Annotated in this window: 11 protein-coding genes; 2 read left to right on the top strand and 9 right to left on the bottom strand. The window is 40.4% G+C overall.

Going from position 1 to position 13,475, the window contains the following annotated elements:
- Positions 1 to 98: 98 nt before the first annotated feature.
- The 5 genes from JWG41_RS17765 to JWG41_RS17745 form a co-directional block, all read right to left on the bottom strand.
- Positions 99 to 566 carry an LIC11177 family protein gene (locus JWG41_RS17765; RefSeq protein ID WP_205271153.1) on the bottom strand — a complete coding sequence of 156 codons (468 nt, stop codon included), beginning with the start codon at positions 564 to 566 and terminating at the stop codon, positions 99 to 101.
- A 49-nt stretch (positions 567 to 615) separates the two neighbouring features.
- Positions 616 to 1,563 carry a rhomboid family intramembrane serine protease gene (locus tag JWG41_RS17760; protein WP_205271152.1) on the bottom strand — a complete coding sequence of 316 codons (948 nt, stop codon included), beginning with the start codon at positions 1,561 to 1,563 and terminating at the stop codon, positions 616 to 618.
- 181 nt (positions 1,564 to 1,744) lie between these two features.
- The gene (locus tag JWG41_RS17755; protein WP_205271151.1) at positions 1,745 to 2,443 is read right to left on the bottom strand and encodes a Crp/Fnr family transcriptional regulator; all 699 of its coding nucleotides are present in this window, start codon (positions 2,441 to 2,443) and stop codon (positions 1,745 to 1,747) included.
- Between the two features lie 67 nt (positions 2,444 to 2,510).
- Positions 2,511 to 3,329, bottom strand: a complete 819-nt coding sequence (locus JWG41_RS17750; protein WP_205271150.1) for an enoyl-CoA hydratase/isomerase family protein — start codon at positions 3,327 to 3,329, stop codon at positions 2,511 to 2,513.
- On the bottom strand, positions 3,313 to 3,840 hold the full coding sequence (locus tag JWG41_RS17745; protein ID WP_205271149.1) for a hypothetical protein: 528 nt from the start codon (positions 3,838 to 3,840) through the stop codon (positions 3,313 to 3,315). The genes JWG41_RS17750 and JWG41_RS17745 overlap by 17 nt, the downstream gene beginning before the upstream one ends.
- A gap of 92 nt (positions 3,841 to 3,932) precedes the next feature.
- On the opposite strand from JWG41_RS17745, the gene JWG41_RS17740 reads away from it, so the two are divergent.
- The gene (locus tag JWG41_RS17740; RefSeq protein WP_205271148.1) at positions 3,933 to 5,222 is read left to right on the top strand and encodes a PilZ domain-containing protein; all 1,290 of its coding nucleotides are present in this window, start codon (positions 3,933 to 3,935) and stop codon (positions 5,220 to 5,222) included.
- Here the strand turns inward: JWG41_RS17740 and JWG41_RS17735 are convergent.
- From JWG41_RS17735 to JWG41_RS17720, 4 genes are all read right to left on the bottom strand, one after another.
- The gene (locus JWG41_RS17735; RefSeq protein ID WP_205271147.1) at positions 5,214 to 6,377 is read right to left on the bottom strand and encodes a tetratricopeptide repeat protein; all 1,164 of its coding nucleotides are present in this window, start codon (positions 6,375 to 6,377) and stop codon (positions 5,214 to 5,216) included. The genes JWG41_RS17740 and JWG41_RS17735 overlap by 9 nt on opposite strands.
- An 84-nt stretch (positions 6,378 to 6,461) precedes the next feature.
- Positions 6,462 to 8,987: a penicillin acylase family protein gene (locus JWG41_RS17730; protein WP_205271146.1), complete on the bottom strand. Its 2,526-nt coding sequence runs from the start codon at positions 8,985 to 8,987 to the stop codon at positions 6,462 to 6,464.
- 3 nt (positions 8,988 to 8,990) lie between these two features.
- On the bottom strand, positions 8,991 to 10,193 hold the full coding sequence (locus tag JWG41_RS17725) for a hypothetical protein (RefSeq protein ID WP_205271145.1): 1,203 nt from the start codon (positions 10,191 to 10,193) through the stop codon (positions 8,991 to 8,993).
- A gap of 70 nt (positions 10,194 to 10,263) precedes the next feature.
- Positions 10,264 to 10,920: a lytic transglycosylase domain-containing protein gene (locus tag JWG41_RS17720; RefSeq protein ID WP_205271175.1), complete on the bottom strand. Its 657-nt coding sequence runs from the start codon at positions 10,918 to 10,920 to the stop codon at positions 10,264 to 10,266.
- A gap of 163 nt (positions 10,921 to 11,083) precedes the next feature.
- On the opposite strand from JWG41_RS17720, the gene JWG41_RS17715 reads away from it, so the two are divergent.
- Positions 11,084 to 13,465 carry a HAMP domain-containing sensor histidine kinase gene (locus JWG41_RS17715; RefSeq protein WP_205271144.1) on the top strand — a complete coding sequence of 794 codons (2,382 nt, stop codon included), beginning with the start codon at positions 11,084 to 11,086 and terminating at the stop codon, positions 13,463 to 13,465.
- The last annotated feature ends 10 nt before the right edge of the window (positions 13,466 to 13,475 follow it).

Genomic DNA, 13,475 nt, shown 5'->3' with positions numbered 1-13,475 from the left:
ATGAAATCCCTCTATAGGAACCAACAACTGGCAGGCGGATTCTTCTCAGTTTTTTAGGGATATCCTATGGTTTTTTACCAGGTCCCCGCGAGCGGGTTTTACTTCCCAAATCGTTGGTTGAACATCCGCACAAGCTCCAAAATGGAGTCTTCTACGTATTGGAAATGTTTGGGTTTCATCGGATCGAGAGGCATCATGTCGTGGATTTTTTTATAACGATCAAAAGACTCACGAATGTATTCCAAATACTTTTGGATTGTGATTCCATAACGTTTGAATAGAGGTTCGTTTTCTTGGAACATCTTTTTGAAGTCATCTGCATAGGTGCCATCATTCAAAAAATAAAAACGTAAATCCGTTTTTGCCTGAGAAAAGGCAATATCGATATTGGTTATGAATTTTGATGTTTTAGCAGTATCTGTGGTTTCAGGACTCTGTGCAGACAATTTAGCAGCTGCTTGTTCGATTGCTTTTTGTTCCGAAGTACGCTTTTCTTTTTCGAATTCTTTTGATAATTTTTCGCGTTTTAAAACCTCATCTACCGAGGATTTCTTTTCTACAGGCATGGTTTCATTATCCCCATCTAAAGAGACTGTCAAGAAATTAGACGAAAAATTATTCTTTTGCCTTACGTAGGGCGCAATTTGCCAACCATTCACAACGCAAACAAATCGGATCCTCGGTGTTATACGTAGGAGGTGGGCAAATATTGGCATTTGCCACTTGCAAACCTTGTAAATAATTTATTACTGAAGCCTTGTCTTTTTTAGAATGAATCTGACCGAGTACGTTTTCATTGTATTTTTTTTGGTCGAGAAAAAGATCCTCCACCGCAACCGGTTTGGTTTTGGATTGGGTTTTTGATTCGCGAGGTGCTTCCCATTCCAATCCAGGAATGTAAGGTAGGTTCTCTGGTTTGATTTGTTTTTGAAATAGTTTATAAAGAAGTAAGGCTGTGAGTGCCCCACCCAAATGGCAGGTGTTGGAGATGGCTCCATTCCCAATTTGCGAAATCAAATACCCGATCACAAGAGAAACCCAAACTGCATTTTTCGCTTTTACTGGAAAAATAAACAAAAGGAGTTCTGCATTCGGATAAAAAATACCAAAGAGAGCGAGAAGACCAAAAAGAGCGCCCGAAGCACCGATGGTCTGCGTAGTCATAGATTCCAAAAACGGAATATTTCCACCTAACGCATAATTCAAATAGGCAGACAGAACAACAAAAATTCCAGCACCGATTTGAGATAAAAAATATAAAATGGTAAATTTGGTTTTCCCAATGATAGGAATGATATTAGTTCCTAACATATACATACCATACATATTCACAAGTAAGTGAAATGGAATGAGTTCTACCGCATGTAAAAAACCATAAGTGAATACTTGCCAAATGGCACCACCTAACACAAAATCAGGTGTTAAACCGAATCGATAGATCAATTGTTGGTTAGCAAAGTATTGGAGAAAAAAAACAAGACAATTGATGATGAGAATGACATTCAAAGGATGAAGGATGGGATTCCCAAATAAACTAGGACTCTGGCCTCGATTTCTACTCATGTAACCTCCAGAATTTAGATGGCTTAGAAAGAAACAAGGGAAATAAAAAAAGGGGGAATCCTTTCGGAATGCCCCCCCGGGAGTGACTTAAGGTAAAATCAGGCAACAGACCCTACCTTGATTATCAATCATTTCTACCATCGGAATTCCGAAGCAGGGGCTTAATAGTTTGGGGAAAAATTTAGGCGATTTTTGAGAGAGAAAATAACGCTTCTCTGTTCAGAATATCAATGCGGTTTTTGTCCACCGAAATGAATTCCCGAGCTTTGAGGTCAGAAAGGGCACGAACCAGAGTTTCTGTTTTGGTTCCGATAAAAGTGGCGAGTACATCCCGTGTCACTTTCAGTTCCACTTGGTTTTTGCGACCTTGGGCATTGTCTAAAACGATGAGAATTTCTGCTAATTTTTCATGAACCTGTTTGGTTCCGAGAGAAACCACATGTTCTTCCATCTCTTGCCATTCTTTGGCCATTTGACGAAAGACTTCCTTCTGGAAGTTGATATCATCCTTCACAAGAGCTTCAATGAGAATTCCTGTGATGTAACAAGCGTGGGTGTCTTCTACGGCAACGACATTGTGGTGGGAGATCGAATCAGAAATACAATCCCGAAAGCCAACCCAATCCCCAGGCCCGCTCAGACGTAAGGTTTGTTCCTTACCACTTGCCAACTGGACATAACTTCGAACGAGGCCGGTTTTGATGAAGAAAAAACCATCGGCTTTGACGCCAGCAGTGACTAGATGTTTTCCTCTAGGGAACGCAGTGAAGTCTTTACCCGCATTGATTCTCTCAATGGTTTCATGAGCGGCACAGTGTAGCACATTGTGATTTTTATAATCACAAGCAAAACAATCAGGATTGAGTGGAAGATCCGCCATTTTAGCTTTGGTGTAACCCCTTAAAAAATCCTTGTCGAGTCATAAATTTAGAAACCTTCTAAATTTTTTATTTGCCGGTAAACTTCGGTTCCCGCTTTTCTAAGATACTTTTTATCGTCTCCTTAAAGTCGTCCGAAATAAAGTTCCGCGCTTGAGATTCTGCTTCTTTTTTTAGAGCGCTATCTAGCTGTTTCCAGGAATATAAATTCTTCTTTAATTCTTGTAAGGCGAGCGGTGCTGCTTTTGATAAAGATAAAGCAAGATCCATAGCGCGTGCATACACTTCTGTTTTGGGAACACTGTCAAGAGCGAGTCCACAGGTTTTTGCAAACTTACCATCAAAGGTTTCACCAGTAAGTAAAAGTCTTCCACCCAAACTCTTTCCGAGTAGTTCTGGAGAAAGAAAACTAGAACCCATACCAGGGTGAATTCCTAGTCTTACGAAATTAAAAGAATACTTTCCCTCTTCTGCGAAAATTCTTAAATCACAACCGAATGTTAATGAAAGCCCTGCTCCAATCGCATGGCCATTCACGGCTGCAATGACGGGAACGGGAAGTTTACGAACGGATAAAAAGAATCCATAAAATTTTCTCATATCACGTCTGTTTTGCGAGAATGATTTTTCAGAAAAGGATCTTAACAAATTCAAATCACCACCGGCACAAAACACATCGTTTCTTCCGGAGACAATGATTGCCCGAGGTAGGACTTTTTCTTTTTTAATGGATTGAATGAGGTCAGCGAACTCTTCCCCCATTTTCCAAGTCATGGAATTGCGGGAGGTGGGATTGTTTAAGAAGATGGAAACAATTTTTCCATCTTCGGTTTCACGGGATTCAATTTCTAGGAATTCATACTCTTTGGATTCAAATCGCGATTTCATCTATCTGAAAGGATTCGTACCAGGCTTTATCTTGTAAAGATAAAGGTTTGTTCCCGATCTCCATATTTTCAAAGTAGTTGAGTAAAATCTCTAGGTGTTGGGTTTCTAAATTTTGATTGGGAAGGGATGCATCGATCCCCTTACTCACAAGAACCTCGGCTCTGATTTTATCTTTGTAATGATCCGGCTTTCCACTAAAAATCAAATGAGCAGAGATCAAATCAAAACGAATGGTATCCACAATTCTCTTCAGTGAATCTTCGGACTCTAAAAAATAACGTGATGCGACTTCTGTTTGGAAGTAGTCACCCCAAGTGATGAGGTCTGGGATAGAACCGGTTCTTTCCAAAATTTTCTTTTGGGCCTCTTCATCGGTATATAAGGAACCAGCAAACCGTTCCACAATGCTATGCAATTCAGTCAGGACGGCTAATTTCTCCGGACTGAGAAGTCCTTGGCGGATCATCGGCATAAGTTCAGGATTTACATGTTTTGGGAGAGTTAGTTCCATATACTTCCCATTTCGGCGAATTCTGTCGTTTCCTTGCACATTTTCCTTCTCGGAAAATCGATTTTCACCCCTAAGAAATCGATAATTTTAGTATGGCAATCGGCAGAACAGATTCGATGCAGGAACTCATAACGATCTTAGAATCGTTATTTGAGGAAACCATCATAGGCTCTGACGTAAATATTGTAAAACACCTCTTTTACTACCTCAAGGCAGATAACAGAGAATTTGAATTTATCTATGAAGAACATACTCTAGTTGCCGCTGTCGAAGAAATTGAATCTCATACAGTGACTTTAATGATACCGGATTTGGTAGAAGAAGGATCGAGGCGTGCCCGGGTTCGTTTTGAAGTCATGAACATCAACTACCAATTTGAGGTAGTGATCCTCGACATCCAAAAAGAACGAACGGTCATCAAAACTCCCACCGAGTTACAGTCCTACCAATTACGTACAAACAAACGGATTCCGGTGGACGATTTGTTCATGAACTTTATCATTCTATTCCGAAGTTTGACCGGTGGATCTCGAGAGGTAGGGAAAAACCTTTATGCGGAAAGTCGATTCCCTCACCTAATGAAAGAAGTACGAAAGGATCGGCCGGATAGTAAACTCATCAATGTAATGTTAACCGAAGCCATCGAACGGATTTCGAAAGATTATGAAATTCGGTTTTTCCAAACTGACGAAAAACTAAGTGAATATGATGACTTTGTCAAAAAAACAGTTCTTAGAACTGCCAAATCCATTTATATTCCTGATTGTAACCGAATTACTTCCTATATCAATGATCCCGGTGACGAGGTTCTTTTTAATTATCATAACGAATACAAAGAGATGTCCAAAGAATTTGGAGAAGAGTTTGCATTAGAATTTTTTGAATCGATGCGTAAACACGAATCCCGCGATTTTTACGTATCGTATATCATTACACCGATTCGTTTGTATGAAGATGTAGTGGGATACATCAAAGTATATTCAACGGCTATGGAGAGATTCACCATATCCCAAAACCAAGCGGTTTATATTTTTGAGTTAGCTGAGATCATTAGTTATGTATTCACAAAAATTGCCATCCAACATGGAAGTTACGAAACCATGCAATCCACAACCAAGGTTGTGGATATATCACTCGATGGACTTTTGTTTGAGATTTACGACAAACGCCTGTTTCAATATTTAAAACGACACAATATCATCAAAATGTTTATTCCATTGAGTAAGGATCGGACCATGATCATTCGTGGAGAAATTATTCGATTTTTGGATCGGGGAGATCATTACCACCTAGGGGTAAACTATTTCAGTTCAGCCCCAGATGATATGTTGTATTTAGAATCTTATCTATTCGAAAAGAGTATGAAAATCCTTTCAGAATGATCCGGATTGTTTTTCTGCCAAACGAATTGCATTCAAAAGATCTTCCGACAAAGTAGTTTCCCCTGTGTAGTAGAGGCGTAACAACTTTCCATGTTCCACAAGTTTGTCTCTGTATTCTGCTTCTTTGGTAGAACCGCGAGTTTCTTTCCATTTTAAATGATAAAACTCACAAGCAAGTTTATGCAGGTAATAATCGGACTTTCTTAAAGAATATGCTTTCTTTAAATATTCTTCCGAACGTTCTGCCCACTCTTCTCGTTTTTTACGACCATCCACACCAGTTTCCGCCATGTTCGCATGGAGTAGATTTAAGTAAGAGGTTTCAAAACTATACAACCAAACTTCATAGTTTTTGGGATATAAGTTACGGGCTTCTTTAGCCACTTGTGGCATGAGATCCAATTGTTTTTTATTTTCTTTCCCTTCTACTTTAAAATAGAAAGTCAAAAATCGTAAATAATCGACGAGGAATAATAACCGTTCCTGGGCATTAGAAAATCGTTCCCTATTTTTCCAAGCCATAGAATATTCGAAAGCAGTGGATACATAACCTTCTCCATCTTTCCAATGGGCTTTTCCAAGCGCATAATGAGAATCAGGTGACCCTTGGTCCAGAGAAACCGAATGTTTATACATTCGAAGGGCTTCATCCATTTGCCCTTTGGCAAAATAATGATCCCCTTGTTTTTTTGCCATAAAGGCTTCATCATATTTCGTGGTATCGAGTAGTCTTGCGGCCGTTACAGGGCGATCTTCAATCAAACGAAGGTATCCTTCTCCACGCACCTGCCATCCAAAAAAAGTAGTTTGGTATACGGACTTTACTGTAATCATCCCTACGATGTTTCCATCACGGAATGTTTTGTGGTCTTGGTTCTTTTCCAAAAGATACAAAGTTTGTCCCACTCGAATCCCTTTGGGATCTGCCACTTTGATCGTTACCGTATCCGGTCTTGTATCTACTTCTAATTCTTGGGAAAGAGTATCCACTTCATAATAACTGGCTTTTTCAATTCCTACTACCTCGCCCACAACGATCATCCGCAATGGATCGAGAGAAGCTTGGCTACGGAAGGCAAAAGCCAACCGGTCCGAAGAGGACTGGGCAAAGGTTGCCGTTACAAGAAATGTGCTGAGTAAAAAGGAACGGAACATCTGATTTAAGGATCGACCAAAAATAGAATCCCGGGCAGAAGAAAAAAGACATCCCCGCCGTAGCAGCGGGGAAAATTTAGAAATTTAACGAGGCCGAAATTCCAATCGGAACCTACCCTCGCCCACTTGTTCTTTCGAATACAGGATCTTTCGATGAACCCCATTGATATAATCGTCTACCAAGTTTCCATAAAAGGGACTTGCGAGGTTTCCACTATTTCCAATGGGAAGTTGAGTGACAGACTCTTCAAAACGACCATAGTCAATCACACGTCTTTTCGAAGGCCCAGCAAAAGCCGTCCAATCTTCTTTCATGAGTTTGTATTTCAAATTGTTCACAACCTCGGAGCCTCCTGCAGAAGGAAGGGGACCGATATCAAAAATACCACCTATCACTGGCAATACGCCGAGTGGATGCGGGTGTTTGATTTTATACAGATTTTTCCAAGTCCAAAGGCTCGGGGAAGCAGATAGATGTTTTTCTAAATACCTTCCTGTTTCCTCAACGGAACGTTTGAATATGTCTTCTCTGGTTTCGATCACTCCCTCTGTTCGGAGGTCATCCCAAAAATTCGAGTCAGGATTACGCACAAAGTGACGAAATGCTGTCCAATATTCAGCCATATCTCCGTATAACTCAAAGTTGGTGGGACCTAATTCATCTATCAATAACTCACGAAGAGTGATAAAAAAGAAAACGTCGTAAACCGCAGCCCCTTGTGATTCGGGAAAATGTTCAAAGTTCCAAGTTTTTAAAATCCCCAATACTTTTTTTCCATTGGGTGTTTTTGCATCCTTAACAGTGGATAAAACAAGATCCAAATACTCTGGGGCAAAAGAAGATACGGTATCGTTTTGGATGGCCGCGAGTTCTTCCAAACTCCACTTTTCTTTGGTTTCTAAAATCCCCACTAACCTTTGAAAACGATCCGGTGGTTGCCAGTTCCCTTCCGGTTTTCCAAGTCCTGGCAAAGCCTTATTTGTCACTTGGTTATTGGCAGTCACAATGATTCCATTTTTAGGATTGATGATTTTTGGATTGTTCCTTACCGGAACATAACCAATCACATCGTTTGCTCCCGTAGAACCTTCCAAAATTTTACGTGGATTTCCTGATTTTAGAATTGGGAAACGTCCGACTGCATAGTAGGCAATGTTCCCACTTTTGTCCGCATAACTAAAATTAAGTCCAGGGGCACCAATCATAGAAGATGCCGAATCAAGTTCTGTGAATGATTTGGATTTTCCCATTTGAAAAAGAACATCCAGAAGTGGGTTTTGTAAATGGTGGTGAGCCCAATACAAACTTACCGGACGACCTTTGTATCCTTTGATATGTTCTGTGATGAGTGGACCATGGTTTGTGATTCCCACTTCAAACGGAATTTCTGTTCCATCTTTTTTTCGGATCACATCCCGGTAATATGTTAGATCCTTCCAACCACTTCCACTTTGAAATTTCCCGCCATCGATGGTTTCCAAATACAAATTCACATCGTCTTGTTCCAACATGGTCAGTCCCCATGCCTTATCTCTGTTATGTGCAATGAGAGGAAAAGGAATGATGGATAAAAAGTATCCGTAGTTTTCATATCCTGGGTATTCAATATAAGCTTCATACCAAGCACCAGGATTCGAAAGGGCAATGTGCGGGTCATTGGCAAGAACGGCTCCGCCACTTTCGGATCGACTCGGGGCCACAAGCCAAGAGTTACTTCCCTCCAAAGGTTCAATCGGCAATTGGAGTGCTCCCACAAAGGATACCAACTGTTTTAAATTGGTGACATCAGATCCATGGGAAAGGTTTTGTTTTTTTGAATACGCCCGATGTTCTTGAATTTGTTTTTGGGCAGGATATAATTTTTTAAAATCTTTAATATCCTTAGCATCTGCTAACTTTTGAACACCCGGTTGTGCTTCTAAAATGGTGGCATTTTTTTCAAAGTCATACCTTGGGAACAGTTCGCTTGCAGAACGACCCTTTAGTTCCGATTCCAAAATGCTGTACAAACTGTCCGATTTGATTCCTTCCGCAAAGGAAAAACCCATATAAAATAGGAAGGAAATGGCATCGACTCGATCAAACGGTTTGGGTTTGATTCCAAGAATTGTATATTCGATTGGTAAATTGTCTTCAGAAAGGAAATGATTCACCCCATCCAAAAACCAATCCAATTGGTTCCAAGCATCCGGATGGATATGATCTTTTTGGTTGGCATACTCCTCTGCTGTTTTTTTCAAAAGAAGAGATTTTAAAAACTGATCGGTAGGGATGAGTTTTTCACCAAAAATTTCGGTGAGTTCTCCTTTCCCGATTCGTCTTTGTAATTCCATTTGGAAAATCCGATCCTGGGCCATCGTATAACCTAACGCAAAATAGGCGGACTTGGCATCACCGGCTACAATATGTGGAATCCCTGCATCGTCTCGGATCACAGTTACCTTGGATGTGAGTTTGTCAGAAACAATCTCTCCTTGGTAGTTGGGAGCTTTTATGGATACAAGTCCCCAAAACAAAAAATGTAAGGCTACAGGAAGGGTGAGAATCAAAAGAAGAAAGAGACTTAAAAAAGGTCTCTTTCTTGTGAAGTGTTTTGCTTTTTCTAACATAGGTTACTGCAACGATTTAATTTGACGAATGCGATTTTGTTTGTCTGCCGAATCCCAAGCTGCATTCGAGAAGGATTCCACTTTATAATATTTGGTTTTATATTCATCCTTATAAGGAATGACAAGTTCGCGGTCGGGTTCCGTTGTTTTGGCAGCTTGGATTTTACGAAGCCCTTCTGCACCTTGATTGAACCATTCGGGATCAATTGGTAAATTTACACGGTGGCCTCGGAAGGATGTCGCGAGATAAGGACCGTCTAAATCTTTATCCCGAAGGATTTTACCATAAAAAGTGAACTCTACTTCATTCGAACCAGAAACTAAATCACCATCATACACGGAATAGGCGACATACTCTCCATTCTTTTCGTCCTTTAAATTCGCCTCCAAATGGTATTTCCCTTTTTTATAAACATTCACAACAGCTCTGACAATCAGAGATCCATCATGTAAGGAATCAGAAAATACTCCATTAAACTCTGCAGGGATGGAAGGGCTTGAAAAAAAACTAGAGGTTAAAGTGGTTTTTAGATTCTCTGCCCCGTAAGTAATTTCGGCAACAAGAGACATCTGTCCCCAATCTGCTTTTTGTGGTTTCCAAGAGAAAGTAAAGATGTTGTCTCCTCTTGTTTGGTCACCGTCAGTTCCATTATCATTCACGGATGCACTGACAACTCCAAATCTTTGGCCTTCCCATTCTTTAAATACTTGATGAGAATCAATCGATACCTTCACGCGGTTTCTTGCTTTATCACGACATTCTAAAGTCACATACATCATGTCCTTGTTTCCGATGACAGCCCAAGTTTTTGGTTGGAACAAACATACGTAACCTGTTGGTTCGTTCGTTTTTGGATCAATGGAATAATCGGGAGAGGTTTCAATGATAAAGGGGAATGCTAAATCATGATTTAAAATGGACATAGGTCTTGAAAACGGAGGGTATTCCGACCATTCTAAATATTTTTCTAAAATGTATTCAGGAGTGGCGCCATCATCAGGAATTCCACCAGAGGCATCAGAACCACTATCAGACGTTTCATCATTTTGCGTTGGATCAGAACTACTCGCCATTCTTTCTTGTCTGGCTTTCTCGCTAGCATCTTGATCAGAACCCGCATTATCCTTATTTAAAAAGAAGATAAGGCCAACAATGACCAATATAACAGCTGCTAGATACACACCGTATCTACGAATTAAATCCATACGCTCCCATCCTTTTGTTTTATAAAACGGATAAGAGCCTTGTCGGTTTTGGAACTATGTAAAGTAAAATTTAAATAGAAAGAAGACTGGCAACCGATTCAGAAATCATACTTTGTGTGGGAACGGGCATTGATTTCCAATCTTCGTAGTATCTGTAAACAGATCGCGAATACTCTGGAATGCCTCCAAATCGTTTATAACCACCAAGTCCTGCATTATAAGATAATAAAGCAGCATCCAAAGAGTCCGTTCTTTCTATCAAATAATTCAAATACGACACACCAATCTGTAGATTGATTTCTGGATCATATAGGTCTTTTTCAGAAGAAAAGGGAATTCCTTCTTTTGCAGCCAACCACTTGGCTGTCGCTGGCATCACTTGCATCAGGCCAAGAGCTCCCTTATGGGACTTGGCTCGTTTGTGAAATTGGGATTCTGTTTGGATGAGACCTACCAAAAATCCCAGTTTATCATAACGTTCTCTTTTGTTTCCGATCGGCAACCGGAGGTTCAAAGAGGCTCTTTCCATTACAGAAACCAGCTCCATTCGTTCCCGAGAAGAAAGCCCGGGGCGGTGTTTTGCAATGTATACTTCCAATTTCTTTTTGGAGGATTCATTCCGAACACTAAGGCCGGCCGAACTGATCTTTCCGTAAGATTCCAAAAGGAAGATTAGGATGAGGAAACTCGTTCCTAGGATTTGGGTGAGTGGGTTACTTTTTCGCATCAGGTCCTCTTTTCTAAAGGCTTTCATTTGTGCATCGCACAATAAGTCCATGATTTCCCTAACCCCTGAGCGAGCAAGCCTAATTTTGTGCATCGCACCAAAGAAATCCGTGAGAAAAACGAAATGCTTGCCTAAAGTCAAACCTCAGGGATATCTGGATTGCTTGGCTCCCTTACTGAATCTTTATAGTTTTTTCTATTTTGGGCTCTGTTTGGTGAGCGGGATAGCCTTTGTCTATTTTATGTCCCGAAAGGACGATCTGACTCCTACCTTTCGTGGCCTCCTCATCCCTTTGTTCTGTTTATTTTTCTGGTCTGTGGCTTGGTCGATCTGTAATTCGTTCGTTGCCCCCTGGACCGCCTATGTTTTTGTTTTTTTGAAAAACCCAGTCATTTTGATTTTGGGAGTTTCCGCTTCCCACTTGGCTTTCGGTTTCCAGGAAAATAGTTTTCCGCGTTGGAAGGATTGGAGTTTTCGTATCCACATTCTCCTCGCAGCCCTTGCGATTCTTGCCAATGGGACAGGATTTTTTTTCCGAGAGATCCGTTTTGACCCCAAAATGGAATTCTATGTTCCCGAACAAAATTCCCCTGACCTCATCATCCAACTTTCCATCCTTTCCGTTGCCGGAGTTTTGTGTTTGGTTTTGGGAAATACCATTCTCGTTCTGGCAGCAAAATTTGTTCATTTTACGGGAGCGCAAAAAAGGAATACAGGTGGTTTTCTTCTCGCGATCCTCGGAATCCTTTCAATGGCTTTTGCTGATATCTTAGTGGACCTAAACTACTTCAGTAAACCAACCTTCTTATTTTTACTCACCAACCTAACAATCATCATCATGACGATTCTTGTGTTAGTTTCACTCAATCAAGAAACCATCCCTTCCACAGTTGGATTCAAAATCATGACATTCAATTTAACTGTTTTGTATTTGATACTTTCTATTGTTGCCAATTTTCTTTTTAATCGATTTCGAATCGACTTTCAAAATGAAATGAGTCGGGAAAAACATAGCATCAAAACTCAACTAGAATTAGGCTCTCATTATCCTTTTGTTTATCTTTCTGACCTAGTTTTTGATATTCATAACCAAAGTTTCCGAATCAACAAAATCAATTTTACGGAAGAAGGGATTAAACAAATTCAAAAAAGACCCCCTACCTTTGAAACTTTCAAACTAGAGTCTTTCTCAACTGATCCCAATGGAATTTATTGGACCTCTGATTTTTTTGCGAAGAACCACCACTTCGTAGTTGCAATCCCTTATATCGAATACAGAAACACAGTACACCAAACTGTAGTTTGGTTAATTGTCACCCTTCTATTTTCCTTATTTACCATCTTCATGTTGTATCCGGTTTTACATAAAACAAGTATCGTTTATCCTTTAACCCGATTACTTGCGGGAATCCGAAGGATGCATTCCGGGGATTTGTTTGTTACTGTAAAGGTATCCAGTCGAGATGAAATTGGTGAGTTATCGAATAGTTTTAACGAAATGATATCCATTGTTCGTGATGCAAGACTTCAATTGGAACAAAAAATTGAAGAACGAACCGAATCCTTAAATCAAACCATCTTAGAACTAAAAGAAACTCAAGAACAACTCTTACAAGCAGAAAGGATGTCAACACTTGGAAAAATTGCAGCGAGTGTTGCCCACGAAATCAACAACCCGCTAGCAGCGATTAAAGGAAGCATTCAGTTCATCAAAGATGGACAAAGTAATGTCATGAGCCCTAAAAAATCCGAACATGATTTTTTAGCTGAAAAATTTATCGCAGAATTTAAAAATCAAAAACGTTCCGAAGTCACCTCTCGATTCAAAAGAAAAAAAGAACTCATCGCCTTCTTCAAATCAACATCGATTCCCGATCCCATCTCATTAGCAGATACTTGTTTTGACTTTAATATTGAAGCCGTGCCAGAAAAATACCAAATCCTATTTGATACCGAAGAAGGAAGGAATGTATTCCAATCCCAACTCAACGACTTTGTCATTGGGTTCCATTTGGGGATTATCGAAACGGCAGTAGAACGGGCTTCCAAAATTGTTTTTGCCCTCAAACACCATTCCTACTCTGGACCCAAAGAATCTCAAAAACTCCTCTCTCTCAAAGAAGGGATCGATTCCGTCCTCTCTATGTATTCTACCAGTTGGAAACAAAACATTGAAATCGATTGGAAAGTGAGCGGAGATCCTGTGATTCTCGGCCATGCCGACGAACTCGTACAAGTTTGGACAAACCTCATCTATAATTCCATCCAAGCCTGCCCGAAGGAAGGGGGAAAAATTCGAATCTTTTTGCAGGAAGAAGTGAATGAAGCCCGAATTACCATCGAAGACAACGGCAAGGGAATCTCGGAAGACATCCTCCCTCGCATTTTTGAGCCCTTTTTCACCACCAAGGAGCTTGGAATGGGAACAGGACTCGGCCTTTCCATCGTCCAAAAAATCATCCAAAACCACAACGGCAGCATCCAAGTCGAAAGCCAACCAGGGAAAACCCTCTTTTCCATCCGCATCCCCCTAGCAAAATCCTAGGATTCAGACC

This window comes from Leptospira chreensis, assembly GCF_016919165.1.
Lineage (GTDB): Bacteria > Spirochaetota > Leptospiria > Leptospirales > Leptospiraceae > Leptospira_A > Leptospira_A chreensis.
This window is presented reverse-complemented; position numbering and strand designations above follow the sequence as displayed.